Source organism: Enterobacter sp. FUJ80071 (assembly GCF_038739915.1).
Lineage (GTDB): Bacteria > Pseudomonadota > Gammaproteobacteria > Enterobacterales > Enterobacteriaceae > Enterobacter > Enterobacter kobei.
On the sequence record NZ_JBBXKH010000001.1, the window covers coordinates 2,091,702 to 2,116,102 of the forward strand.

At 56.1% G+C, this 24,401-nt stretch carries 23 protein-coding genes; 10 read left to right on the forward strand and 13 right to left on the reverse strand.

The features are described 5' to 3' along the window. Window positions 1-42 precede the first annotated feature (42 nt). Together AAER43_RS10235 and AAER43_RS10240 are read right to left on the reverse strand one after the other, a co-directional pair. The gene (locus tag AAER43_RS10235) at window positions 43-1,488 is read right to left on the reverse strand and encodes a M20 family metallopeptidase (protein ID WP_023337204.1); all 1,446 of its coding nucleotides are present in this window, start codon (window positions 1,486-1,488) and stop codon (window positions 43-45) included. Next, window positions 1,488-2,798 (reverse strand): M20 family metallo-hydrolase, encoded by a 1,311-nt coding sequence (locus tag AAER43_RS10240; RefSeq protein ID WP_050862537.1) that lies wholly within the window; start codon window positions 2,796-2,798, stop codon window positions 1,488-1,490. The genes AAER43_RS10235 and AAER43_RS10240 overlap by 1 nt, the downstream gene beginning before the upstream one ends. 175 nt (window positions 2,799-2,973) lie before the next feature. Between AAER43_RS10240 and AAER43_RS10245 the strand changes: the two genes are divergently transcribed. After that, window positions 2,974-3,897: a LysR family transcriptional regulator gene (locus AAER43_RS10245; protein ID WP_014883609.1), complete on the forward strand. Its 924-nt coding sequence runs from the start codon at window positions 2,974-2,976 to the stop codon at window positions 3,895-3,897. Between the two features lie 340 nt (window positions 3,898-4,237). Beyond that, entirely contained in the window at window positions 4,238-4,801 is a 564-nt protein-coding gene (smrA, locus tag AAER43_RS10250; protein WP_014883610.1) for a DNA endonuclease SmrA, read from the forward strand. A gap of 38 nt (window positions 4,802-4,839) precedes the next feature. Here smrA and AAER43_RS10255 read toward each other — a convergent pair whose 3' ends face one another. Further along, complete coding sequence (locus AAER43_RS10255) at window positions 4,840-6,501, reverse strand: methyl-accepting chemotaxis protein (protein WP_050862536.1); 1,662 nt, start codon at window positions 6,499-6,501, stop codon at window positions 4,840-4,842. Window positions 6,502-6,645: 144 nt separating this feature from the next. Between AAER43_RS10255 and AAER43_RS10260 the strand changes: the two genes are divergently transcribed. The 4 genes from AAER43_RS10260 to AAER43_RS10275 all read left to right on the forward strand — a co-directional run bounded on the left by AAER43_RS10260 (window position 6,646) and on the right by AAER43_RS10275 (window position 9,829). Next, window positions 6,646-7,524 carry an aldo/keto reductase family oxidoreductase gene (locus tag AAER43_RS10260; protein WP_023337208.1) on the forward strand — a complete coding sequence of 293 codons (879 nt, stop codon included), beginning with the start codon at window positions 6,646-6,648 and terminating at the stop codon, window positions 7,522-7,524. 109 nt (window positions 7,525-7,633) lie between these two features. Next, on the forward strand, window positions 7,634-8,068 hold the full coding sequence (umuD, locus tag AAER43_RS10265) for a translesion error-prone DNA polymerase V autoproteolytic subunit (RefSeq protein ID WP_014883613.1): 435 nt from the start codon (window positions 7,634-7,636) through the stop codon (window positions 8,066-8,068). Next, window positions 8,052-9,314 carry a translesion error-prone DNA polymerase V subunit UmuC gene (umuC, locus tag AAER43_RS10270; RefSeq protein WP_014883614.1) on the forward strand — a complete coding sequence of 421 codons (1,263 nt, stop codon included), beginning with the start codon at window positions 8,052-8,054 and terminating at the stop codon, window positions 9,312-9,314. The genes umuD and umuC overlap by 17 nt, the downstream gene beginning before the upstream one ends. A gap of 68 nt (window positions 9,315-9,382) precedes the next feature. Continuing rightward, entirely contained in the window at window positions 9,383-9,829 is a 447-nt protein-coding gene (locus AAER43_RS10275; protein WP_050862152.1) for a hypothetical protein, read from the forward strand. Window positions 9,830-9,846: 17 nt separating this feature from the next. Here AAER43_RS10275 and AAER43_RS10280 read toward each other — a convergent pair whose 3' ends face one another. Continuing rightward, window positions 9,847-11,283: a PLP-dependent aminotransferase family protein gene (locus AAER43_RS10280; RefSeq protein ID WP_045134986.1), complete on the reverse strand. Its 1,437-nt coding sequence runs from the start codon at window positions 11,281-11,283 to the stop codon at window positions 9,847-9,849. A 95-nt stretch (window positions 11,284-11,378) separates the two neighbouring features. Here AAER43_RS10280 and AAER43_RS10285 point away from each other — a divergent pair, with 95 nt between their 5' ends. Beyond that, the gene (locus AAER43_RS10285) at window positions 11,379-12,146 is read left to right on the forward strand and encodes an arylamine N-acetyltransferase (protein WP_050862153.1); all 768 of its coding nucleotides are present in this window, start codon (window positions 11,379-11,381) and stop codon (window positions 12,144-12,146) included. A gap of 50 nt (window positions 12,147-12,196) precedes the next feature. Here AAER43_RS10285 and yajD read toward each other — a convergent pair whose 3' ends face one another. After that, window positions 12,197-12,544 carry an HNH nuclease YajD gene (gene yajD / locus AAER43_RS10290; protein ID WP_006808895.1) on the reverse strand — a complete coding sequence of 116 codons (348 nt, stop codon included), beginning with the start codon at window positions 12,542-12,544 and terminating at the stop codon, window positions 12,197-12,199. Between the two features lie 77 nt (window positions 12,545-12,621). Beyond that, the gene (locus tag AAER43_RS10295) at window positions 12,622-13,515 is read right to left on the reverse strand and encodes a PhzF family phenazine biosynthesis protein (protein ID WP_014883618.1); all 894 of its coding nucleotides are present in this window, start codon (window positions 13,513-13,515) and stop codon (window positions 12,622-12,624) included. A gap of 195 nt (window positions 13,516-13,710) precedes the next feature. On the opposite strand from AAER43_RS10295, the gene AAER43_RS10300 reads away from it, so the two are divergent. Then, entirely contained in the window at window positions 13,711-14,736 is a 1,026-nt protein-coding gene (locus AAER43_RS10300) for an LLM class flavin-dependent oxidoreductase (protein WP_057057698.1), read from the forward strand. A gap of 110 nt (window positions 14,737-14,846) precedes the next feature. On the opposite strand, the gene AAER43_RS10305 is transcribed toward AAER43_RS10300, so the two are convergent. Then, the gene (locus tag AAER43_RS10305) at window positions 14,847-15,881 is read right to left on the reverse strand and encodes an AI-2E family transporter (protein ID WP_014883620.1); all 1,035 of its coding nucleotides are present in this window, start codon (window positions 15,879-15,881) and stop codon (window positions 14,847-14,849) included. 423 nt (window positions 15,882-16,304) lie between these two features. On the opposite strand from AAER43_RS10305, the gene mdtJ reads away from it, so the two are divergent. Further along, a complete protein-coding gene (gene mdtJ / locus AAER43_RS10310; protein ID WP_014883621.1) occupies window positions 16,305-16,667 on the forward strand; it encodes a multidrug/spermidine efflux SMR transporter subunit MdtJ in 363 nt (120 codons plus the stop codon). After that, complete coding sequence (gene mdtI, locus AAER43_RS10315; protein WP_014883622.1) at window positions 16,654-16,983, forward strand: multidrug/spermidine efflux SMR transporter subunit MdtI; 330 nt, start codon at window positions 16,654-16,656, stop codon at window positions 16,981-16,983. The genes mdtJ and mdtI overlap by 14 nt, the downstream gene beginning before the upstream one ends. Window positions 16,984-17,021: 38 nt before the next feature. Here mdtI and AAER43_RS10320 read toward each other — a convergent pair whose 3' ends face one another. The 6 genes from AAER43_RS10320 to puuC form a co-directional block, all read right to left on the reverse strand. Continuing rightward, window positions 17,022-17,843, reverse strand: a complete 822-nt coding sequence (locus AAER43_RS10320; protein WP_014883623.1) for a serine protease — start codon at window positions 17,841-17,843, stop codon at window positions 17,022-17,024. A 277-nt stretch (window positions 17,844-18,120) separates the two neighbouring features. After that, the gene (gene asr / locus AAER43_RS10325) at window positions 18,121-18,495 is read right to left on the reverse strand and encodes an acid resistance repetitive basic protein Asr (RefSeq protein ID WP_014883624.1); all 375 of its coding nucleotides are present in this window, start codon (window positions 18,493-18,495) and stop codon (window positions 18,121-18,123) included. A 149-nt stretch (window positions 18,496-18,644) separates the two neighbouring features. Beyond that, window positions 18,645-20,132, reverse strand: a complete 1,488-nt coding sequence (locus tag AAER43_RS10330; RefSeq protein ID WP_050862156.1) for a carboxypeptidase M32 — start codon at window positions 20,130-20,132, stop codon at window positions 18,645-18,647. 123 nt (window positions 20,133-20,255) lie between these two features. Beyond that, window positions 20,256-21,527: a 4-aminobutyrate transaminase gene (puuE, locus tag AAER43_RS10335; protein WP_050862157.1), complete on the reverse strand. Its 1,272-nt coding sequence runs from the start codon at window positions 21,525-21,527 to the stop codon at window positions 20,256-20,258. Window positions 21,528-21,552: 25 nt separating this feature from the next. After that, window positions 21,553-22,833: an FAD-binding oxidoreductase gene (locus AAER43_RS10340; RefSeq protein ID WP_050862158.1), complete on the reverse strand. Its 1,281-nt coding sequence runs from the start codon at window positions 22,831-22,833 to the stop codon at window positions 21,553-21,555. Then, complete coding sequence (puuC, locus tag AAER43_RS10345) at window positions 22,830-24,323, reverse strand: aldehyde dehydrogenase PuuC (protein WP_050862159.1); 1,494 nt, start codon at window positions 24,321-24,323, stop codon at window positions 22,830-22,832. The genes AAER43_RS10340 and puuC overlap by 4 nt, the downstream gene beginning before the upstream one ends. Between the last annotated feature and the right edge of the window lie 78 nt (window positions 24,324-24,401).

Sequence of the window (24,401 nt, forward strand, 5' to 3'; positions counted from 1 at the left end):
TCGAGAGTGTTGTGTTGTTGTGTTGTGTTGTGTTGTGTTTTTTTATTTTAAAGGTGACGGTGTCACGCCCTGTGGGATCGGACACACGTACGGTTTTTCTTGTATTTGTTGTTCGAACTCTTCACGACATTTTTTTAGCAGGGCTGCATCCTGCAGCAGATTCAGTGCCGTGGCGCCCATGACTTTCCCGGCCAGCAGCATGCCTTTGTGAGCAATGGAGGTTCGCCCCTGTGCCACCAGTTGCCAGGTATGCAGCGGCGTCCCCACGGTAAAGCAGGGGCTGAAGCACTGGGCGACCGGCATTTTCCAGCTGACGTCACCCACATCCGTTGAACCCGCCAGCACGTTGTCGGTAATGGCATAGGGCGCAATCTCATCCACCAGGAGTGTCTCCTGATGACGGCGGGCAAAGGCTTTACCGGCGTCTCCGCCCGTGGCGGCTATATTTTTGAGGCTGTTCTGCAGGTCGTTGGGCGTGAGCGTAGCGCGGATCTCACGGGCAAAGTCGCGCTCTTCAGCAGTCCACGCCGGCGTGCCGTAGTGTTGTAACGCCCGATACATTGCCGCCTCAAGCGTGCGGTTTGGCAGGTAGCTGGAGCAGGCTTTATCAAAGCGACACTCCACGGTGGTTTCGGTCATCATTGCCGCGCCCTGGGCGATTTTCTCAATGCGTTCGTAGATCTGCTGCGCATCGGCCATTTCCGGGGCGCGGATCAGGTACAGCACTTCGGCCTGGGCCTGCACCACGTTGGGCGAAATCCCGCCGGTATCGGTGATGGCGTAATGGACACGCGCTTTCTCAATGATGTGTTCATTAAGGAAGTTGGTGCCGGTCGTCATCAGCGTCACGGCATCCAGCGCGCTGCGCCCCAGATGAGGGGAGTTGGCCGCATGCGCCGCCACGCCGTGAAAACGCCAGGCGGCCTGAATATTGGCCAGGGTGCTGACGTTAAACATGCCGGCAAAGGCTTCCGGGTGCCAGGTGACGGCGGCATCGACGTCATCAAACAGTCCTTCCCGCACCATAAAGGTTTTGCCGGAGCCGCCTTCTTCCCCGGGGCAGCCGTAAAAACGCACCGTTCCGCTACCGCCATGCTGTTCAAGCCAGCTTTTTACCGCCACCGCACCGGCCAGCGCCGCGGTGCCGAGGAGGTTATGCCCGCAGCCGTGACCATTCGCTCCCGGCGTGGCGGATTGCGCGGTTGCACAATGCGCCTGCTGGCTTAGCCCGGCCAGCGCATCGTATTCACCGAGCAGGGCGATAACCGGTTTCCCACTGCCGTAGCTCGCAATAAAAGCGTTTGGAATACCGCCCGCCTCGCGAGTCAACGTAAAGCCTTCGGCTTCCAGCGCCCCAGCGAGTCGTTCGGCGGACCAAAATTCTTCAAAGCGGGTTTCAGGGTGATCCCAGATGGCATCGGCTATATCGGTTAGCGTCTGACATCGCGTATCGATGGCATCGGCAATAAAAGCGTAGTTCTCCTGCATTACACACCTCGCGTCCACGGAAAATTGAGCGCAGTACGCGCCAGCGTTTCGATGGCGATAGCCATAACCTGTTCATCGAAGTCGAATTTTTCGTTGTGATGGCCGGCGCTCAAATCCGTGCCGAATACCATATACGACGCCATGCCGCCGTTTTGCTGCACGCGGGTCATCATCAGCGTGGCGTCTTCGGAGCCGGCGGGGGCTTTGACCTTATCGATAGCGCGATCAATGCCGGAAACCTGGCTCGCCTGTTCGCGCAGATAATCAACCCAGGCCGGTGTGGGCGCGCTGGAGGTGGCGGCCCCCATCAGACGCATCTCCGCCTTCACGCCGTAGAGTGCGGCCGCCCCGGTAATGACGGCCTGCGCGCGTTCAAAGACATACTGATTTATGGCTTCGCTTTCCCCGCGGGTTTCCACTTTGATGAGCGCATTCGCGGGCACCACGTTGCGGCCGCTTCCGGCCTGCATGACCCCGACGTTGACGCGGGAAGCCCCTTCACTGTGCGGTGCGATGCTGTGTAAGGCGAGAGCGGCCTGCGCGGCGGCGAGCAGGGCGTTTCGCCCGTCCTCCGGTTTTCCGCCTGCGTGTGCGGCAACGCCCGTAAAACTCACGTCGAACTTGGTGGTCGCCATAAAGTTATCGCTGCCGCAGATCGCCGTTCCGGCAGGCACGCCGGTACCGATATGGATGGCAGTAAAATAGTCCACGCCATCCAGCGCCCCGGCGGCAACCATAGCGCGTGCGCCGCGCGTCCCTTCTTCGGCAGGCTGAAAGATGAGCCTGATGGTGCCGCTGAGCTGCGCTTCATTCTGCTTAAGCACCTGCGCCAGTCCCAGACCAATGGTGGTATGGCCGTCATGCGCGCAGGCGTGCATCATTCCCGGGTTGCAGGAGGCAAAACCGTCGCGGAACGGGCGATGGCTGTTGTCCTGCGCTTCGCTTAAATCAAGGGCATCCATGTCTACGCGAAACGCCAGGGTTGGCCCCGGGCGGCCGGTCTTAAGGGTCGCCACAATGCCGGTAAATCCGCCTTCAAACGGAGCCAGCCATTTTTCGGGTGCGCCTTGCGCACGTGCTCGGGCAAATTCTCGCGCCAGCGTTGCGTCATCGGGCAATCCCATTCGGCTTTCGGCATCCACCACATCACGCCCCATCGCCAGTTCGTACCCCAGCGAATCAAGAATTTCAGCGACTTTCGCTGCAGTTCTAAACTCTACCCAGCCGGATTCCGCAAAATGGTGAAAATCGCGACGCCACGCGCTCAGCTGCGGCGTTAATGTCTGGATGTACTGCGCCAGTGTGTCCATATCTCTTCCCGTCATCATTAAAAAATGTGAACTGCTTCACGCTGTGATAGTTTTTACTTATCACTAACCGATTTTTCACAGTTTTAACCGTTCAGGAATTACCCTCGCACATCCCTTTCCATTAAAGTAGATGACAGTTTCTTTACTCTGATAAACAACGGTTATCGGTCGGGCTATGACATTTCAGATTAAATTTCATCAAATCCGGGCGTTTGTTGAAGTCGCGCGTCAGGGCAGTATTCGCGGTGCCAGCAGGACGCTGAATCTTTCGCAGCCAGCGCTGACCAAATCGATCAAAGAGCTGGAAGAAGGTATGGCGGCACAGCTTTTTGTGCGCCGGAGTAAAGGTGTTGCCTTGACCGAGTGTGGCGAGGGCTTCTACCAGCGCGCCAGACTGATTCTGGAAGAGTTGCGTGCGGCGCAGGATGATATTCGCCAGCGGCAGGGGGAACTGGCCGGGCAGATCAATATCGGGATGGGCGCCAGCGTTTCACGCAGCCTGATGCCCGCCGTTATTACGCGCTTTCATGCACAACACCCCCAGGTCAAGGTGCGGATTATGGAAGGGCAGCTGGTGTCGATGATCAATGAATTACGCCAGGGTGAGCTGGATTTCACCATTAACACCTATTATCAGGGGCCTTACGACCATGAATTTACGTTCGAAAAGTTGTTTGAAAAACCGTTTGCGGTATTTTGCCGGGAAGGGCATCCGGCGACAGGGGCAACATCCATTAATGAACTTTTGCATTATAACTGGACAATGCCGACGCCGCGGGGAAGCTATTATAAGCAATTAGAAGATCTATTTCGCCACCGCTCGCAAATACCGCGAATTGGGGTGGTGTGTGAAACATTTTCGTCCTGTATAAGCCTGGTTGCGCAAAGTGATTTTTTAAGTATCCTGCCGCAGGAGTTGGGCTCTGACCCGCTTCTGGCGCACCGTCTCGTCATTCTGCCGGTTGTCGAATCGCTTCCAAAAGCCGCGTATTATTTAATTCAGCGACGTGATTCACGTCAGACACCTCTTGCCGAATCCTTAATTACGCAATTCAGAAGGGAAGCGAGAAAAATAGATGCAGCGGAAAATTCAAAATAAAAAAACAGAGTCTGCCCGACATCAGACAGACCCTACAGTACACACAGCAGTACGTCCTTTTGCCAGTCCTGAGTATTATTTCCATGGGGCAGGTTTATTTAGTTATAACACCTTTTCCGAAAAAAGACAGGTTGACGAGTGATTGATTTCACGAATTTTTAACGTAAATCACTTATTTTACCTTCACTGAAGTTTTAGTTAAGTCTGGTTTAAGTGCGTATCACCCTTATTATATATTCGCCGGGTAAATATATATGCCGTGAGTGGGCCGCTGACGGTTATTGAGACACATGTCTGGCACAGGTATAGTACCTCCCTCAGAAGTAGCCGGAGGATCCCCATGAACCCTGACGACAAATCACTTTTTCTTGACGCCATGGAGGATGTCCAGCCCATGAAGCGCTGCTCGGATATCCACTGGCAGCCGATGAGAAACGCACGGGCGCGGCAGGAGATGGATACTGAACAGCTGGACAACTTTCTGACGCTGGGGTTTCTGGAACTCCTGCCCCTTGAAGAACCGCTGGCGTTCCAGCGCGAAGGGGTACAGCAGGGCGTTATAGAGAAGCTGCGTTCGGGGAAATACGACCGACAGGCCAGCTTAAACCTGTTGCGTCAGCCCGCCGAACGCTGCCGACAGATGCTGTATTCCTTTATCAGTCAGGCCCGTCGTGACGGATTACGTAACCTGATCATCATTCACGGGAAAGGGCGCGAACAGAATTCGCATCCCAATGTGGTGCGCAGCTATCTGGCACGCTGGTTAACTGAGTTCGAGGAAGTGCAGGCTTTCTGCGTGGCGCTGCCGCATCACGGCGGCAGCGGGGCATGTTACGTTTCACTGCGGAAATCCGATGAAGCGAAACAGGAGAACTGGGAACGGCACGCCAAGCGCAGCCGTTAAGGCGGTTTTCGCGGGCGAGGCGATCGCCCGCCTGTGACTCAGAAGGTTTCCCAGTGACTGTCAGGCGTGGCGTTAGCCGTTGCCGGACGCAGTAGCTGCGGCGTTTTCACATTTGCCGGACGTGAGGCGACCGCGTGTTCTTTTCCGTTCAGACGAAACGCGGCCACAGCCTGACGCAGCTGTTCGGACTGATCTTCCAGTGCCGCCGCCGCCGTAGCGGACTGCTGCACCAGCGCGGCGTTTTGCTGCGTCACGCTGTCCATTTGCGAAACGGCCAGGCTCACCTGTTCAATACCGCGGCTCTGCTCATCGGAGGCCGACGAAATCTCACCCATGATATCGGTTACGCGGGTCACGGCGGCGACAATCTCCTTCATGGTCGCGCCCGCTTCGCTAACCTGCTCAGAACCGGTATTCACCTGGTTGACGGAGTTCTCGATAAGCCCTTTGATCTCTTTCGCCGCCTGTGCACTGCGGCTCGCCAGCGTACGGACTTCGCCTGCGACGACCGCAAAACCACGCCCCTGTTCCCCGGCGCGTGCGGCTTCTACCGCGGCGTTAAGCGCCAGAATATTGGTCTGGAACGCGATGCTGTCAATCACGCCAGTAATGTGGGCAATCTGCTGGGAACTGTCGGCAATTTCGGTCATGGTGCGAACCACGTTATCCACGACGTGGCCACCACGTGCTGCGGTTTCAGAGGCATTCTTCGCCAGTAACGTAGCCTGACGGGCGTTATCGGAGTTCTGTTTAACCGTCGCGGTCAGCTCTTCCATGCTGGCGGCCGTCTCTTCGAGCGAGGCGGCCTGCTCTTCGGTGCGAGCGGAAAGATCGTTGCTGCCTGCGGCAATTTCACCTGCGCCGGTGTAGATGGAGTCGGTACTGCCGCGCACGGCGCTGACGGTAGTCACCAGAGATTGTTGCATCTCATGCAGGCCTGCGGCCAGTTGACCCATTTCATTGCGGCCAGAGAGCGCGATATTCTGCGTCAGGTCGCCCCCCGCAATGGCGCGAATATGGTTCATAATGGTGTTGAGTGGTTTTAACAGCAGGTGTTGTAACCCCTGCCAGATGACCACCAGCACGGCGATAACGGCCAGGAAAATGACTGCCAGCGTCCACTGCATTTGCGTAAAGCTGCTTTGGTTCTCTTCGGTTGCCGCTTTCAGCAGCGTGTTGTTTTCGGCGCGCCAGCGGTTGTAGACCGCTTCCATATCATCCTGTGCCTGCTGAGCATCCAGATCGCCATAGGCCTGGTAGTTGTCGGCGCGAAGATACTGAATCGACAAACGCATGACCTCATGCATCTGATTCCAGGATTTTTGCATCTCGTCAGTTAACGCCGCATTCTGGCCGTTAACCTGCGGCAGTTTCTGCCACGCTTTGTTATAGGTTTCTGCTTTAGCCAGCGAGTTACTTGCGGTATCAAGCAGTTTGTTGATCGCGGCAAGGGAAGCCGGATCGCGCTGGTTTTTCAGGTAGCGGATCGCCACGCGGGTCACGGTGACGCGCGTTTTTACCAGCGTGTTTACGCTGTCGCTCAGATTTTCCTGCTGGGCATTGAGCACGCCGGAGTTCTGGAAGTTATGGCGATCGTTGCTGACGGCGGAGTAGAACAACCCTCCCGTGACAACTTGCAGCAGACAGAATATGGTGAGGGCAAAGATAATACCGGTAATCACGTGCAGATTTTTCAGCATAGCGGTCGTCCGTTAGAGAAGAGGCAGAGGTACACCAATACTATCGTCGTATAGAATTTAAACTTTAATTTAACTCGCGCTTAACGAAGGGCTCCGGTCAGGAACCTGTTGTAAATCCGGATCATTTTTATGAGGAAGGTCAACATGAGCAGCATTGATAAAAGCGGGACGTACGCGCTCGGTACGCGGACGGTTAAACGACTGGGGTACGGCGCGATGCAGCTTGCCGGACCGGGCGTATTTGGCCCTCCGAAAGATAAAAATGCCGCGCTGGAGGTGTTACGCGAAGCCGTGGCGGCGGGGGTGAATCATATCGATACCAGCGATTTTTATGGTCCCCATGTGACCAATCAGCTGATCCGCGAGGCGCTTCATCCGTACCGGGACGATCTCACTATCGTCACCAAGATCGGGGCCCGCCGCAACGATAAAGGTGCCTGGCTGCCGGCCTTTTCCGCGCAGGAGCTGACTCAGGCGGTGCATGATAACCTGCGTAATCTGCAGGTGGATGTACTGGATGTGGTGAATCTGCGGATCATGTTTAGCGCTCACGGCCCGGCAGAAGGATCGATTGCTGAACCGCTTTCCACCCTCGCAGAGTTACAGCAGCAAGGGCTGGTACGCCACATTGGTCTGAGCAATGTCACGGCCACTCAGGTTGCGGAAGCGCAGAAGATGGTGCCTGTTGTCTGCGTGCAGAACATGTACAACATAGTGAACCGCGGCGACGATGCGCTGGTGGATTTACTGGCGCAGCAGGGGATTGCCTATGTGCCGTTTTTCCCATTGGGCGGCTTTACGCCACTGCAATCCAGCGATCTGCAGGCCGTCGCGGATTCCCTTGGCGCAACCGCGATGCAGGTTGCGCTGGCATGGCTGCTGCAACGTTCCCCGAATATTCTGCTGATCCCCGGCACCTCTTCCGTGGCGCATCTGCGGCAAAATCTCGCAGCAGGAGAACTGCAACTGCCGCCTGACGCTCTGGAAACGCTGAATACGCTGGTAGGCCGATCGTTGAACTAAATCCGTTCAAACTTCAATACGTTCGGCTTCACCGCCGGAAAGCATCTTGATCCTGGCCCATAATCCGTAATACTGTATTTATATACAGTATTACGGCAGGAAAGCATTTATGGGCACTCTCTTTTCTTATCACTCTAATCAAGTCATTGAATTACCTCTCTTTCTGGAGCGCGTCGCCTGCGGCTTCCCCAGCCCGGCGCAGGATTATGTGGAGGATCGTCTCGATCTTAACCGGCTGGCGGTCAGGCACCCCAGTGCGACCTACTTTATAAAAGTGAGTGGTGACTCGATGATTGGGGCTGGGATCGGCGACGGCGATCTGCTGGTGGTCGATCGTTCGTTAAATGCCGAACATGGGGATATCGTCGTGGCGTCGGTTGCCGGTGAGTTTACGGTGAAAGAGCTACAGACCCGTCCGGTTTTGAGGTTGCTGCCGCATAATGCCCGCTATCAGCCGATTACCTTCCAGTCAGAAGAGGAGCTACAAATCTTCGGCGTTGTCACTCACACCCTCAAAACGTATAAACATGTTCGCACTGGTTGATGTGAATAGCTTTTATGCCTCCTGCGAGAGGGTGTTTCGCCCCGATCTGGAGGGCAAACCCATCGTGGTGGTCTCGAACAACGACGGCTGCATTATTTCGCTGTCGCGGGAGGCCAAACAGTTCGGCATAAAAATGGGTGAGCCCTACTTTAAATTCAAGGAGAAGGGTTATCCGGCGCGGGTGTATGTTTTTAGCTCGAACTATGCGCTGTATGCCGATCTCAGCAGCCGGGTGATGCAAACGCTGACCGATCTTGCTCCGGCAATTGAGATCTACTCGATTGATGAAGCCTTCGTGAACGTGTCGGGCGTCAGCCGCTGCATGTCGCTGGAGGCTTTTGGCCATCAGATGCGCAACCAGGTCGCTAAAAATACGGGGCTGACCGTTGGGGTCGGTATTGCCCCGACCAAAACGCTGGCGAAGCTGGCCAACTATGCGGCGAAGCGGTGGTCTGCCACCGGCGGCGTGGTCGATCTATCGGATCGCGAACGGCAGAGAAAACTGCTGGCGAAGGTGCCGGTAGAGGAAGTGTGGGGTGTCGGGCGACGCATCACGAAAAAACTCAACGCCATGGGGATTACCACGGCGCTGGAGTTGGCGGAAGCATCCTCCTGGGTCATTCGCAAACATTTTAACGTGGTAATGGAACGCACGGCGCGCGAGCTTCGCGGTGAGCCTTGTCTTGATCTGGAAGAGTTTACCCCGACGAAGCAGCAAATTATCTGTAGTCGTTCGTTTGGACACCGTATTACGCAATACGAAGAGATGCACCAGGCCATTTGTGCCTACGCGGAGCGTGCCGCCGAAAAACTGCGCGGCGAGCATCAGTATTGCCGCTTTATCAGCGTATTTGTGCGCACCAGCCCGCATGCGGACAACGAAATTTATTACGGCAACCAGGCCTCAGTCACCCTGATGACACCCACCAATGACACGCGCGATATCATCCGTGCTGCTACGGAGGCGCTGGGGCGTATATGGCTTGACGGGTATCGCTATATGAAAGCGGGGGTGATGCTGGCGGATTTTTTCAGCAGCGGCGTCGCCCAGCTGAATTTGTTTGATGATAACCGCCTGTGTGCCAATAGCGCAGCGCTGATGGAGATAATCGACAGCGTAAACCATTCCGGCAAAGGGAAGATATGGTTTGCCGGGCAGGGGATTGAGAAATCCTGGGCGATGAAGCGTGAGATGCTGTCACCGGCGTATACGACGCGGTACGCAGATTTGCCGGTGGCAAGGTAGGATATTGTCATAAACGATCGCCGCGTTATACTCACGGCGTTAATAAGAATGTATGACGGGGCAGGGATATGTACGAGAGCCTAAAAATGATATCAGTCGCGCTGCCCCTCATTGCGCTTTTCATCCTGTTAAGATTTGCTGTCAGACGTATTCGCCAGGCAAAGCGCCTTATTTCAGATCATAACGGGATGAAAAAGATATCTGCTAACCCCTCAATTTTTGGCGGGAATGCAGGTAAAACATGGTTTTATGATGACCAGTTTTTATATGAAGTTAAAAACAACGCCACCCGTAAGATTGCGCTGGCTACTATCATTAAAATCGGGCCGGGGAATATCGAGATAAATAGCCGACGGGTCTGGATTGTTATTTACCGTGACGGTGCTAATGAAAAGCAGGTGCAGTTTTATAACAATCTCACCCTCTGGAATCATAACTTCACGGCTTTTCTGGCCGCGATAAAAAGAGCCAATCCTGACGCTGTCGTTAAAGAGCGCGCAATCCTCAATTTGTGAAAAAGGACCGCAGACCGTCACGGCCGCGCATCCGCCAGTTCATAACACAGCGCCCCAATCCGCTCCACGGCATTCAGCAGGCGGGGCGTCGGTTCGTTTGCGCAGTTTAGCCGCAAAAAGTGAGACAGCTCTGCGGCAGGGGAAAACAGCGGGCCGGGGCTGACGCCAATACCCAGCGCCAGCGCGCGACGATGTACCTCCAGCGCGTTGACCTGCAAAGGAAGTTCTACCCACAGCAAGTAACCCGCGGCGGGCGCGTTAACACGCGTGCCGGGAGGAAAACTTGCCTCGACCCGCGCCACGACGGCGTCTATTCCCTCCGCAACGCGACGCTTGAGCCGCCGCAGATGACGATCGTAATCGCCGCTCGCCAGGACTTCGCTCGTTGCGGCTTCCAGCAGCGGAGCACCTGCCCAGTCTCCGGCCATGCGGGCCTGTAAAACCTGCGGAAAGTAGCGCCCGGCGGCAATCCAGCCGATTCGCCAGCCGGGCGCAAGCGTTTTAGACAGGGAGCTGCAATAAATGACATTTCCACTCTGGTCGAACGCTTTACAGGCTGGGGGACGTTGCCCCTCGCCGACAAGATCGCCGTAAACATCATCTTCAATGAGAGGAATATCTGCCGCGTCAAGCAGGGCAACGAGTTCCTGCTTACGCGTGACGGGCATACTGGCGCCCAAAGGGTTTTGCACCGTAGGGGAGGCCAGAACGGCGGCCGGGCGGTGGCACCGAATGGCGTCCGCCAGCGGTTCCAGCAGCAGGCCCTCAACAGGATCGGTGGGGATCGATAAGGCCTTCAGACCCAAATCCTCCAGCAGCAGGAGCGTACCAAAGTAGGCTGGCTGCTCAATCGCCACCACATCACCGGGCTGGCACACGGCTCGTAGCGCAAGACGCAACGCCTGCGTCGCACCTGCGGTGATAATAAGGTCATCCGCGCTGAAACGGGCTCCCCACTGTGCAGAACGCGCGGCAATCTTGCTTCGCAAATCACGCCTTCCCGGCGGCAGGCTATAGCTCTGACCGTGCGCATCCAGACGTCGGCCCGCGGAGTGCAGCGCCCGCTGTAGCGTCTCGCCCGGCAGCCACGCAGGATCGGGCAGGGCTGCACCCAGAGGCACCAGACGGGCTTCTGAACTGCTGAACAGCGACCGGGCCATGGCCGACAGGGTGACGGGAACCGGGCCTGGCGGAGAACGAGAAGGCTCCACAGGCTGCGGAAGGCTTGTCTGGTGGATGTAATAACCTGAACGCGGACGTGCAACAATCAGCCCCTCGGCCTCAAGGCAGCGCAGCGCTTCAAGCGCCGTCGGAAGACTGACATGCTCGCGTTCGGCCAGTTTACGCGCGGAGATGATCTTGTCACCGGCTCGCAACGCGCCAGACGTAATTGTAAGACGCAGCATATCCGCAATACGGCGATAGTGAGGAGAGGACGGGGATGGGGCAGACATGGTATCTGTTCAGGCTAATTTTCGATAAAACTGACTATACAGCCAATAATGCACGCCATCTATAGTGTCCGACATGTTCAGGACAAGGAGGCATTATGCACAGCGATAATTTTGATATTTCCACGTATTTCAAACGCATAAACTACACTGGCCCCGCGGCTGCCGATACGGGTACCCTGCATGCGCTTATGCGTCATCAGCTTTTTGCAATCCCGTTTGAAAATCTGGATGTACAGGCGGGGAAAATTGTCTCGCTGGCACCTGACGATATTGCCGATAAGCTGTTAACACCGGGGCGCGGCGGCTACTGCTATGAGGTGAACGGGCTGTTTGCCATGGCGCTGGAGGCGTTAGGTATTCCTTACCGTTTTGTGGCGGCACGCCCGATGTTCTACCCCGTACGGCGGCCAAAAACCCATATGGCGTTAATTGCTGAGGTGGAGAGCCGACAGTGGCTTTGCGACCTCGGGTTTGGCAGCTATGGCATTCGTGCGCCAATGGCTCTGGACACGCTTGATGTTGATATCGCACAGGATTTTGACACGTTCCGGCTTAGCCGCAGCGCTGAGGGCGAATATCTGCTTCAGGCGAAGGTGGCGGGAGAATGGGCCCGTCAGTACGGCTTTGATCTCACCCCACAGGAGTGGATTGATTTCGTTCCGGCCAACTACCTTAACTCCACGCACCCGGATGCCATTTTTGTGCAGAAGCGTGTGGTGGTGCAGCATCGACCGGAGGGACGCGAGATTTTACTGGGGAATATGCTGAAAATCATTACGGCGAAGGGCACGGAAACCCGGCAGCTGGCGGAGGACGACATCCCCCGTATTCTGAAAGAGCGTTTTGCGTTGATCGCGGCGTAAAGCAGAAGGGGGCCTGTGCCCCCTGAGCCTCCCGCACCGCGGTTGAAGCATTACTTCTTCTTGTTCATCATCGCTTTTAAATCGGCAAACGGGTTAAACGTGGCGACGCCCACGTCTTTTTGCGCGTCTTCCCCGGCGACCACGGTGGTACCGTACTGATCCGCTTCGGTGTATTTCGAATGTTCGTGATCGTGGCAAAACAGGCACAACAGCTCCCAGTTACTGCCATCTTCCGGGTTGTTGGTATGGTCGTGATCGATATGGTGAACCGTCAGTTCGCGCAGATTGGAATAGACAAACTCGCGCGAGCAGCGTCCGCATACCCAGGGATAGATTTTTAACGCTTTTTCGCGATAGCCACTTTCAAGTCTCGCGTAGTTTTTGGGGATCAGAGCCATTGCTGGTTTTACCTGTGATAAAAATAGTGTGCCAATATATCCCATCAGGCACGGTAAATGTACAGGACCTTCCTCCGCTAGAGCGAGAATGTGCCTTCAAGCGTCATCACGCAATTTCCGCCAACGCGAACCACCGCCTCTCCCGACGAGGCATCGTATCCCGCGAACAGCACGCTTGCTCGTCCCATATCAACGCCCTGACTGACGTTAAGATTAAGCGTCGTTTTATTGCGGTGCAACGCCAGCAGCGCTGTCGCAGCGGCAGTCGCGCTGCCTGTGGCAGGATCTTCTGTCATGCGGGGAGTAAACATGCGGGCCTGCACATCATGAGGTTCATCAGCATTCGTATCCAGGGTGTAGGCATAGAGGGAAACGGCGCCATCCAGCGGTAAGGTCGCGCGAAAACCCTGTAAATTCGGCACGCATCGACGAAGCGCCTCACGAGAAGCCAGCTCGGCTATCAGAAAGGGCAGACCTACCGACGCGACCACAGGCCTATGTACCTCGGTACGGATATCTTCCGTGTTCAGGGATAAGCAGGCAGCCACGCTTTCCGGGCTGACTTCAGAGCGGCACGAGAGTGCCTCAGGCACCAGGAGTTCTGCGCCAGTGACCGTATCGTTGTCGCGCAACAGGCGAACGGGCACCACACCGGCTATTTCCTCGAAGTGTAGCGTATCAGGCAGGCGCTGATGATTCATCGCGGCGTAATGGGCAAGCACGTAAGCCGTTCCAACATTCGGGTGCCCGGCGAAGGGGATCTCGCGCGAGGGCGTAAAGATTCGCACGCGTGCTGTATGGGAAGGATTGTCTGGCGGCAAAACGAACGTGGTTTCGCTGTAGCCAAATTCAACGGCGACCTGCTGCATTTGTGCTTTGTTCATGCCTTGAGCATCGAGTACGACGGCAACAGGGTTACCCAGAAACGGAGTATCAGTAAAAACATCCGCAACAACATAGCGTCTTTTCATTTTCTGTCCGATGTAAAAGTCCTGATATAGAGATGTAACGTTAAATCAAACCGATAACCAGCCGTTTTTCACCCGACGGACCTGAAAAAAATTCAATCAATTTATTTGAATCATTCCGTTAAAGAAACGCCATTTATTCTCCACAGGTAATGCGTACAGTAGGGAGAACGCAACGCATTATCAGGACACAGGATTATGAAAAAGATCGGCTTTTTATCGTTTGGTCACTGGACGCCTTCTCCGCAGTCCGGCACGCGCTCGGCAGCAGACACCCTGCTGCAGTCCATCGACCTGGCCGTAGCAGCCGAAGAGCTGGGGGCGGACGGCGCCTATTTTCGCGTGCACCACTTTGCTCGTCAGCTGAGCTCTCCGTTCCCTCTGCTGGCCGCAATTGGGGCCAAAACGAAAACCATCGAGATCGGTACCGGCGTGATTGATATGCGCTATGAAAACCCGATGTACATGGCCGAGGATGCCGGTGCGGCGGATCTGATTTCCGGCGGTCGTTTGCAGCTTGGCATCAGCCGGGGCTCCCCGGAGCAGGTCATTGATGGCTGGCGTCATTTCGGCTATGTCCCGCAGGAAGGGGAAAACGAATCAGATATGGCACGCCGTCATACCGAGGTGCTGCTTGAGGTTCTGCGCGGCGAAGGATTTGCAAAGCCGAATCCACAGCCGATGTTTCCTAATCCACCGGGGCTGCTGCGACTGGAACCCTATTCCGAAGGGCTGCGCGAGCGTATCTGGTGGGGCGCCGGTTCGAATGCGACCGCAGTATGGGCCGCTAAGCTCGGCATGAATCTGCAAAGTTCTACGCTGAAAGACGATGAAACCGGTGAGCCGTTCCATATTCAGCAGGCAAAACAGATCCGCGCGTACCGCCAGGCGTGGAAAGAGGCAGGGCATACGCGTGAGCCGCGCGTGTCGGTCAGCCGCAGTATTTTTGCCCTGATGGACGACCGTGACCGGATGTACTTCGGTGCCAGCCGCAACGACAGCGATAGCGTGGGGTATCTTGACGAGAAAACGCGCGCGATCTTCGGACGCAGCTATGCCGCGGAGCCGAACAAGCTTATCGAACAGCTGAAAAAAGACGAGGCGATTGCTGAAGCGGATACGTTACTGTTGACCGTACCGAACCAGCTCGGTGTGGATTACAATGCGCATGTGATTGAGTCCATTCTCAAACATGTCGCACCGGCAATGGGCTGGCGCGAGTAGTCGACGCGCTGGGATAAGCCCCGTCGCCGCACGTGGCGTGAATCTTCATTTGTAACTATTCGGGCGCTTATCGCGAAGACAGGAGGATCTATACATTCCTCCTGTCAGCGCTATTTCTGGCTCATATCGCTCAGCAGCACGGCGATGCTTTGTCCGCCCTCGGTCTGTTCCAGACCAATCTTCACAATGATGGTCAGCGGAACGGAGAGCAGCATACCGACGGGACCGAGCAGCCAACCCCAGAAAATCAAAGACAAAAAGACGACCAATGTGGATAGCCCCAGCCCGCGTCCCATCATCCGTGGCTCAAGAATATTGCCGAACAGCAGGTTAATGGCCAGATATCCGGCCAGCAGAACCAGCGCATCATACAGCCCGCTGAAAACCAGCACCTGAAGGATAGGGGGGATCGCTGCCAGCACGGAACCGATGTTGGGAATGTAGTTGAGCGCGAAGGCCAGTAATCCCCAGACGAACGCGAAGCGGACGTCCAGCGCCAGCAGCATCACCCAGACGACACCACCCGTAACCAGGCTAATGGCGGTTTTCAGCACCAGATAGCGTGAGACGCTGTCCAGCGCGCGTTGAATCGCCCCCATGCCCTCAACCGGACGGACCATTATCTGCTGCAGCTTTGCCGGCAGTTGAGGCACCTCCAGCAGCATAAACACCACCGTTAAAAACAGCAGGAAAATGGAGGTCATGGCATTCGAAAGCTGCGCCAGCAGGCTGGTGACGATCGTCATGGCCGCATTGGGGTCGATATATTTAAGGAGTTCCTCAACCGAGACTTCAATACCTGCGCGTTGCAGCCAGGGTTCAAGCTGCAGCAGCGGTATCGCCAGCGACGATCGGTACTTCGGTAACGTGCGCGCCAGTTCATTCAGCGAGGTGCCGAGATAGGCAACCAGTAATACCATGGCAACAATAATCACGCTGATGAGCAGGGTAATCGCCAGCACGCGCGGGATGCGTAGCCGCGTCATGCGCCGTACCAGCGGGTTAAGGATCACCGCAATAAACAGCGCCAGAATAAAGGGCACGATGATGTCGGCTGCAAATCGCACGCCCGTCAGTATGATCACCAGCATGCCCAGCATGATGACAATTTTTAACCCGTTCAGGGTAATAATGGGTTTAGCCATGGTGACTCCGAAATACGCTTTTTATTTATAATAAAGGTGAAACGCGTTGCAATAAACTAACCAAAATCAAACGGTGTGGGTAAAGAATTGCAAAGACTTTGAGTAAAATCCTGGCTTATGGTACAAATTTAGCGTGTTTAACTACCGAGGACAATTTTCATCCGCAAAGACGAGAAGCAACAACGCGGATAATTGTAATTTTATGGACAATGTGTTCAGGACGTATTCTTCAAACAACACCGCTGTATTTTTCACCTCCTTCTGCCTGGTTGCTGGTGAGCAACACTGGCGCACCGCCCTATAGTTATCTCTTCTGCCTGAGCTGGCGCTACGCGCTTAGCTGTCTGATTTAATTTCATATTTTTTTTGGTTTGCCGCATGCGGCGGGCCACGATGGATTATATTCTCAAGCAGGAGAAAAACATGTTTTACTGGATTTTACTCGCTCTGGCTATTATCGCTGAGATTACCGGCACGCTGTCGATGAAGTGGGCGAGCGTCAGCGATGGCAATACCGGTTTTATTTTAATGCTGGTGATGATTTCACTTTCCTATATTTTCCTCTCATTTGCGGTGAAAAAAATTGCGCTGGGTGTGGCGTATGCGCTGTGGGAAGGGATCGGTATTTTATTGATTACACTCTTCAGCGTCCTGATATTTGATGAAACATTAACAACAATGAAAGTCGCCGGGTTAACGACGCTGGTCGCGGGTATTGTGCTGATTAAATCAGGTACCCGTAAACCGACCAAACAGCAGAAGGAGCAGAACCATGCAACAGTTTGAATGGGTTCATGCGGCCTGGCTGGGTTTCGCCATCGTGCTGGAAATTTTCGCCAACGTTCTGCTGAAATTCTCCGACGGTTTTCGTCGTAAAGTCTATGGCCTGATGTCGATAGCCGCGGTTCTGGGGGCGTTCAGCGCCCTGTCGCAGGCGGTCAAAGGTATCGATCTTTCGGTGGCCTATGCGCTGTGGGGCGGTTTTGGTATCGCCGCCACCCTTGCCGCCGGTTGGGTACTGTTCGGCCAGCGGTTAAATAACAAAGGCTGGATAGGACTGATATTGCTGCTGGCGGGTATGGTCATGATAAAACTCGCCTGATAACCCGTTACCCCTTTTTCTCCCGCAGCCGCGCTGGCTTACTCTTGAGCCAGCGCTTCCAGCTTATCGCGAAAACCGGTGACGGATAAGGCCCGGTTATCGGCTCGCCATCGGTCTTTCGCCGCCGGAGCGGAGCTTTGAACACCAATCAATTGCCAGCCGTTATCGGTTTTCAGCATCAAGGGCGAACCACTGTCACCCGGTAACGTATCGCACTGGTGCGACAGCACGCTGGTTTGTGCCCAGCCCGTTACAACACAGTCGGTATGGGTGTAAAGCGCATCCAGATGATCGACCGGGTAGCCTGACTGCGTGACCTTACGGTCGGCGGCTTTCAGCGCGGCGGTGAGCGCCGCTTTATCTCCGTCGAATAACGGCAGTGGCGTAATGCCTGAAGGCGGGTAGCGCAGAATGATCAGGCCAAAATCCCATGACGCTGCCGCGGGCGGCACTATCCAGCCATCACCATCCGGTTTCAGTCGTTTACCCAGAGAAGGATCAACCCGGCCTTCGATGCCGTGGATTTCATAGCGCCAGACACCTTTTTGCGACACAAACCGTAAGGCTACCGCTTTGTCTGGCTTTCCGTTAGGGGGCGTCAACAGGCAGTGGCCTGCCGTTAGGGCTAATTGCGGGGTGATCAACGTCGCGGTGCACAGATTGCCGCTGGCGGTTTCCAGTTGTCCAATAGCATCCCAGGGGGCCTGGGTTGGGTCGGTGACGCGAGTACGATCGTCATGACCGAAAAAAAGCGTCTTAAGCTCTTTCGCGCTAATGGCGTCATCGCCGCCATCATCCGCCTGTGAAAATCCAGAAAAAAGACCAAACGTTCCCAGCAACAACACAACAGATTTACGCATATCACACTCTGGTGGGGGTAATTATGATTATTAAAAGTGAACCCTATGAAAATACTATAGACGGGACAGCACGAAAGTGGGAGTAAAATCAGCGTGCTACAATCAGGAAAGATAAAAATGGCTTGCGATGAGCGCGCATAAAATAAGCAGGAACAGAATGAGCTCAAACCGATAGCGTCGCAGCATACGCCCTCCGGATAAAAAAACGGCGCAGAACCTTTTCCGGTTCAGCGCCGGTTTACCAACGTGCCCCGAAGGACACGGTTAAGCTTGTACCTTACGCAGCTGGCTGAGCAGCTGGTTTAGCAGCTTCGTGTTTTACTGCTTTTTTGTGATGCTTTTTAGCGGCCTGGGCTTTCTGCTCTACAGCAGGTTTAGCGGCTTTTTTATGGTGCTTTTTAGCGGCCTGGGCTTTCTGCTCTACAGCAGGTTTAGCGGCTTTTTTGTGGTGCTTTTTAGCGGCCTGCGCTTTCTGCTCTGCAGCAGGTTTAGCGGCTTTGTGGTGTTTTTTATGATGTACAGTTTTTGCTGGCGCAGCAGTGGTCGTTGCAGTTGGCGCAGCGGCCGCTGGTGCAGCAGTGGTTTCAGCAGCAAACGCAGCAGAAGACAGACCCATAGCAGCGGCAACAACCAGAGCTAATACTTTTTTCATGTTCATACCCTCGAATTTGGTTTTTCATTTAACCCCACTGCGGGGCCGTTGAAATAACTATATCCCTGTAAATTCGAGGTTTCCGTGAGTGATTGGTATCGGCGTGTAACCATATGTACAACGCCGGGGGAGACTCCCCGGCGTTGTTATTACAAATAGCGCGAGGTGAGATGTTCGCGGAAGTAGCGGATATTCAGATCTTCGCCCGTTGCCTGGGTGATTAATTGCGACGTGCTGAAGCGGCTGCCATGCTGCCAGATGTTCTGACGCAGCCACTCAAACAGCGCCGAAAAATCGCCCTCGGCGATAGAGGCCTGTAGTCCCGGCAGGGCGGTTTTTGCGGCATGGAACAACTGTGCAGCATACATAGCGCCCAGCGTGTATGACGGGAAATAACCAAACCCACCGTCGGTCCAGTGGATATCCTGCATACAGCCGTTGCGATAGTTGTCTTTGGTTGATAACCCGAGCCAGGCCTGCATTTTTTCATCCCACAGGGCGGGAATATCGTCCACCTCGATCTCGCCGTTAATCAGCGCACGCTCAATTTCATAGCGCAGCACCACGTGGGCCGGGTAGCTCACTTCGTCTGCATCAACGCGGATGTAACCTGGCTTCACGCGCTGGTTCCAGGCGATAAAGTTATCTTCGCTGAAGGCGGCCTGGCTACCAAAGCGGGCGTGAACGGCAGGGAGCAGATGCTTCAGGAAAGCCTCGCTGCGTCCCAGCTGCATTTCAAAAAACAGGCTCTGAGATTCGTGGATGGCGGTTGAACGCGCCAGCGCCACGGGTTGTCCTGCCCAGGCTCGCGGCAGGTTTTGCTCGTAGCGCGCGTGTCCGGTTTCGTGGATCACGCCAAACAGCGCGCTGAGCAGCTCGTCCTCGTCATAGCGCGTGGTGATACGCACATCTTCCGGCACGCCGCCGCAGAACGGGTGGGCACTGACGTCCAGACGACCGCTGTTAAAATCGAAGCCGAGCATCTTCATGGCTTCCAGTCCGAGTTCACGCTGGGTAGCCGTCGGGAAAGGGCCTTGTGGCGGGACGAACGACCGCTGAGCCTGTTTTTCCACCACGTTCGCCAGCAGGTCCGGAAGCCAGGTTTTCATATCACCAAACAGCACGTCCAGGCGCGCGCTGGTCATGTCCGGTTCGAAAATATCCAGCAGGGCATCGTACGGGGTACAGCCTTTGGCCTCGGCGCGAAGACGGGCTTCTTCACGGCTGAGTTTGACGACGTCTTTTAGATTGGCGGAAAAACCCTGCCAGTCGTTAGCGGGGCGCTGAGTACGCCAGGCGTGCTCACACTTGCTGCCCGCCAGCGATTTGGCTTCAACCAGCGATTCCGGCAGCAGGGTCGCCTGCTGGTAGTGGCGCGTCATTTCACGCAGGTTAGCCTGTTCGACGTCATTCAGATCTTCCTCTGCCGCTGCGGTCAGCCATTCGCCCACTCTTTTATCGGTAAGGAGCTGGTGCTGCAGGACGCTCATTTCCGCCAGCGCTTCACCGCGCGCGGCACTGCCGCCGGGCGGCATCATGGTAAACATGTCCCAGCTGGCGATGGAGGAGAGATGCGAGAAGCGGGAGAGGCGCTGGAAGGTTTTCACAAGTGACTGATAGGCGGATGGATTTTGCAATTCTAATTTCCTCTTGCCAGGGATGTGTTTCAGGGAGCATACAATGAAACAGGCCAAATTCCCCAACATTTCCTCCGTGGAAACCGTCTTCCGGAAGTCCGGGAGACGGTTCTCAGTGGGCACTTATGCCTTTTCACGCATAACCTGTTGCAGGATCGCCAGCGCCTGGGTGAACTGGGCATCCGGAATGGTCAACGGATAAAGGAAGCGGATCACGTTTCCGTACTGGCCGCAGATCAGTAACAGCAGGCCCCGGGAAAGTGCCTTTTGCTGAATCTCCTGCGCGATGGCGGCCGACGGTTCACGGCTCTCGGGATCAAAAAACTCTGCCGCAATCATCGACCCTCTTCCTCTTATCGCCACGAGCGCAGGGAAGGTACCCTGAATCTCCTCCAGCGTGGCGCTCAATCGATCGCCCAGGTGACAGGCGCGCGCGCACAGTGACTCGTTGTCGATAATATTCAGCACCGCGTGCGCGGCGGCCACCGCAAGCGGATTGCCTGCATAGGTTCCCCCGAGTCCACCGGGGGCTGGTGCATCCATGATCTCAGCGCGGCCCACCACGCCGGACAGCGGCATTCCGCCAGCTAGGCTTTTGGCCATCGTCATCAGGTCAGGCTTGTCAGCGTAGTGGTCCATGGCAAACAGCTTACCGGTACGGGCGAAACCGCTCTGCACTTCATCGGCAATCATCACGATCCCGTGCTCATCACAGATGCGGCGGATGGCGGCCACCAGCTCTGGCGGCGCGACGTTGAATCCGCCTTCACCCTGAATGGGTTCAAAAATAATCGCCGCTACCTGTTTCGCCTCAATATCTGCTTTGAACAGGCGCTCAATCGCCGTGATGGCATCCTGCGTCGTGATGCCGTGCAGCCCGGAGGGATACGGTACGTGATAAACCGACCCGGGGAAGGGGCCAAATCCCAGCTTATAAGGCGCGACCTTGCCGGTTAACGCCATGGTCATATAGGTTCGGCCGTGAAAACCTCCCCCAAAGGCAATCACGCCAGGCCTGCCGGTGTGGGCCCGGGCGATTTTAATGGCATTTTCCACCGCTTCCGCGCCCGTCGTGAAGAACGCGGTTTTAGCCGGGCCCTGTACCGGGGCCAGCTCGTTAAGTTTTTCGGCCAGGGAAACGTAGCTTTCATATGGCACAATCTGGTAGGCCGTGTGGGTGAACTGGTGCAGCTGTTTTTCCACTGCGGCCACCATTTCAGGATGACGATGGCCGGTATTCAGTACCGCGATCCCGGCGGCGAAATCAATATAGTCATTGCCTTCCACGTCGGTAAGCGTGGCATTCTCCGCCGTGCGGGCAAAGAAATTACACATTACGCCTACGCCGCGCGGGGTGGCCGAAAGTCTGCGCTGATGAAATTCCTGGTTACTCATGTCAGATACCCTTTTGTCGAAATGATCAAACGCCAAGACGATCGCGCAGGCTGTAATACGCCGCGCCCATCGCCGTAAATGGAATCCGCAGGCTGCGACCGCCCGGGAAGGGGTAGTGCGGGAGGTTGGCAAACGCATCAAAGCGCTCTGCGTCACCGCGCAGCAGTTCCGAAATCAGCCGTCCGGCCAGGTGGGTGCAGGTCACGCCGTGGCCGCTGTAGCCCTGCATGTAGTAGATGTTTTTATCCAGACGACCAAACTGCGGCATGCGCGACAGGGTTAGCAGGAAGTTGCCCGTCCAGCGGTAGTCGATTTTGACCCCTGCCAGCTGAGGGAAGGTTTTCAACAGCTTTGGCATCACCAGACGCTCGACATCGTCCGGATCGCGCGCGCCATAGACTACGCCACCGCCGTACAGCAGGCGGTTGTCGGCGGTGAGACGGTAGTAGTCCAGCAGGTAGTTGCAATCTTCAACACAGTAGTTATTGGGGATCAGCGTGCGGACGACCTCTTCCGACAGCGGGGCGGTGGTCACCACCTGGGTGCCGCAGGGCATGCTGCGTTTTGCCAGTTCTGGTTCGACCTTATCGCCCAGATAGGCATTTCCGGCGACGATCACATAGCGGGCCGTCACCTGACCATGCTGCGTGCTTACCACGGCCGGGCTGGTGTGCTGAATGGCGGTCACCGGGGATTGTTCATACACCCGCCCGCCGTTAAGGCGAATGGCGTCCGCTTCGCCGATCGCCAGGTTGAGCGGATGAATATGTCCCCCGCTGCGGTCCAGCAGCGCGCCGGTATAGCGTTCGCTGTCGACTTCCCGGCGGATCGCGCTGGCATCCAGCAACTCCAGCTGCGTGTTGCCGTAGCGTTCCCAGTTGGCTTTTTGCTCTTCCAGCGTCTCCAGCTGCTTATGGTTCAGGGCAACAAACAGCCCGCCGGGACGATAGTCGCATTGGATCTGATAGCGCTGAATACGCTCCCGGATGATTTCCCCGCCTTCAAACATCATGCTCCCGAGGACTTTGGCAGCATCGGGGCCATAGTTTTTCTCAATCACGTCGATATCGCGGCTGTAGGAGTTAACCAGCTGGCCGCCGTTGCGTCCGCTGGCACCGAAGCCGATGCGCGCCCCTTCAAGGAGCACCACGTCGTAGCCCATTTCAGCGAGATGCAGTGCGGAGGAGAGGCCGGTATAGCCGCCGCCTACCACGCACACGTCACAGCTGATTGATTCGCTAAGCGTCGGGAATGGTTCGTAAGCGTTCGCGCTGGCCGCATAATAGCTGGTGGTATGTTCGGTCATGATTGAGGCTCCAGGGCAATCCAGATGGTTTTCAGTTCGGTAAATTTTTCCAGCGCGTGCAGAGACTTATCGCGGCCGTTGCCGCTCTGCTTATAGCCACCAAACGGTACGGTCATATCCCCGTCGTTATAGTTATTGACGAAGACCGAGCCTGCTTTCAGGCGACGGCTCATGCGGTGCGCGCGGGAGAGGTCGCGTGTCCATACCGCCGCGCCAAGCCCATATTCACTGTCGTTGGCCAGCGTTAAGGCTTCCTCTTCGGCTTTAAAACGGGTGACGACCAGAACAGGCCCGAAAATCTCTTCCCGGCACAGCGGGGAGGCAGGGTCGATGTCGACAAAAATGGTTGGACCTACCGCAGAAGGCCAGGATTGTGCCCGCCCGTCCAGCAGCAGCGTACCTTTCCGGGCGCCCTCGCGAATAAACGTGTGAACGGTATCGGCGTGCGCGGCGTCGATGAGCATTCCCATCGTGCTGTCGGGATCGAGCGGATCGCCCGGCTGCCAGTGGCGGGCCTGCACTTTCAGCTTTGCCAGAAAGTCATCGGCGATGCTCTCCTCAAGCAGCAGGCGGGTCCCGGCGATACACACTTGCCCCTGGTTATAAAAAATCCCGGCGGCGGTCGCGCTCACGGCCTTGTCCAGGTCCGGACAGTCGGCAAAGACAATGTTGGCGCTCTTGCCGCCAGCCTCCAGCCAGACGCGCTTCATGTTGCTTTCGCCTGCGTCCTTCAACAGCTGCTTGCCGGTACGGGTAGAGCCGGTAAACGTCAGCACCTCAACGTCCGGATGCAGGGCCAGTGCCTGGCCCGCCTCGTGGCCGTAACCGCTTATCACATTCAGCACGCCGTCCGGCAGGCCCGCCTCTTTCGCCAGCCCGGCCAGCCGAAGGGCGGTGAGAGGCGATTTTTCGGACGGTTTCAATACCACGCTATTGCCCGCGATCAGCGCCGGGCCCAGCTTCCAGCAGGCCAGCAGCAGCGGGAAGTTCCAGGGAACGATGGCGGCGACAACCCCGATCGGCTCGCGCACAATCATCGCCAGCTCGTCCGGCCCCGTAGGCGCCACTTCGCCGTAGACTTTATCCGCCGCTTCGGCGTACCAGCGAATGGCGCGCGCCGCGCCGGGAATATCGTCGCGTAGGCTGTGGCGGATGGGTTTACCGGTGTCCAGGGTTTCCAGTAAGGCCAGCTCTTCGCCGTGGCGTTCTATCAAATCGGCGAACTTATTGAGAACGTATTTGCGCTGCGCCGGTGACGCCTGCGACCAGTCGCCACGGTCAAATACCTCACGCGCAGCCTGAACCGCGAGGTCTACGTCCGTCTGCTTGCCCCGGGCCACATTCGCCAGCGTCTGCCGGGTAGCGGGGTTGACGGTTTCAAACGTGGCCTTATCGGCGGCGTCACAATAGGCACCGTTAATAAATAACCGGGTCTCAATGGCACTGTTTTTTGCTTTATCCTGCCAGTAAGTCAGGTGCTGAAAATGCATATTCACTCCTTTCTTTCGCAATCAGATAAATAAAGGCATGGCCGTTTCAGGCAATACGAAGCCGTGAGGCATCCCGGG

Coding starts and splice junctions, on each gene's coding strand:
- AAER43_RS10305 (WP_014883620.1), bottom strand. CDS start 15,881: ATGGCTAAACCCATTATTACCCTGAACGGGTTAAAAATTGTCATCATG.
- AAER43_RS10320 (WP_014883623.1), bottom strand. CDS start 17,843: ATGCGTAAATCTGTTGTGTTGTTGCTGGGAACGTTTGGTCTTTTTTCT.
- asr (WP_014883624.1), bottom strand. CDS start 18,495: ATGAAAAAAGTATTAGCTCTGGTTGTTGCCGCTGCTATGGGTCTGTCT.
- mdtI (WP_014883622.1), top strand. CDS start 16,654: ATGCAACAGTTTGAATGGGTTCATGCGGCCTGGCTGGGTTTCGCCATC.
- AAER43_RS10275 (WP_050862152.1), top strand. CDS start 9,383: ATGTACGAGAGCCTAAAAATGATATCAGTCGCGCTGCCCCTCATTGCG.
- smrA (WP_014883610.1), top strand. CDS start 4,238: ATGAACCCTGACGACAAATCACTTTTTCTTGACGCCATGGAGGATGTC.
- AAER43_RS10240 (WP_050862537.1), bottom strand. CDS start 2,798: ATGGACACACTGGCGCAGTACATCCAGACATTAACGCCGCAGCTGAGC.
- AAER43_RS10300 (WP_057057698.1), top strand. CDS start 13,711: ATGAAAAAGATCGGCTTTTTATCGTTTGGTCACTGGACGCCTTCTCCG.
- AAER43_RS10255 (WP_050862536.1), bottom strand. CDS start 6,501: ATGCTGAAAAATCTGCACGTGATTACCGGTATTATCTTTGCCCTCACC.
- AAER43_RS10245 (WP_014883609.1), top strand. CDS start 2,974: ATGACATTTCAGATTAAATTTCATCAAATCCGGGCGTTTGTTGAAGTC.
- AAER43_RS10260 (WP_023337208.1), top strand. CDS start 6,646: ATGAGCAGCATTGATAAAAGCGGGACGTACGCGCTCGGTACGCGGACG.
- umuD (WP_014883613.1), top strand. CDS start 7,634: ATGGGCACTCTCTTTTCTTATCACTCTAATCAAGTCATTGAATTACCT.
- AAER43_RS10280 (WP_045134986.1), bottom strand. CDS start 11,283: ATGTCTGCCCCATCCCCGTCCTCTCCTCACTATCGCCGTATTGCGGAT.
- umuC (WP_014883614.1), top strand. CDS start 8,052: ATGTTCGCACTGGTTGATGTGAATAGCTTTTATGCCTCCTGCGAGAGG.
- AAER43_RS10285 (WP_050862153.1), top strand. CDS start 11,379: ATGCACAGCGATAATTTTGATATTTCCACGTATTTCAAACGCATAAAC.
- AAER43_RS10235 (WP_023337204.1), bottom strand. CDS start 1,488: ATGCAGGAGAACTACGCTTTTATTGCCGATGCCATCGATACGCGATGT.
- puuE (WP_050862157.1), bottom strand. CDS start 21,527: ATGAGTAACCAGGAATTTCATCAGCGCAGACTTTCGGCCACCCCGCGC.
- mdtJ (WP_014883621.1), top strand. CDS start 16,305: ATGTTTTACTGGATTTTACTCGCTCTGGCTATTATCGCTGAGATTACC.
- AAER43_RS10295 (WP_014883618.1), bottom strand. CDS start 13,515: ATGAAAAGACGCTATGTTGTTGCGGATGTTTTTACTGATACTCCGTTT.
- AAER43_RS10340 (WP_050862158.1), bottom strand. CDS start 22,833: ATGACCGAACATACCACCAGCTATTATGCGGCCAGCGCGAACGCTTAC.
- puuC (WP_050862159.1), bottom strand. CDS start 24,323: ATGCATTTTCAGCACCTGACTTACTGGCAGGATAAAGCAAAAAACAGT.
- yajD (WP_006808895.1), bottom strand. CDS start 12,544: ATGGCTCTGATCCCCAAAAACTACGCGAGACTTGAAAGTGGCTATCGC.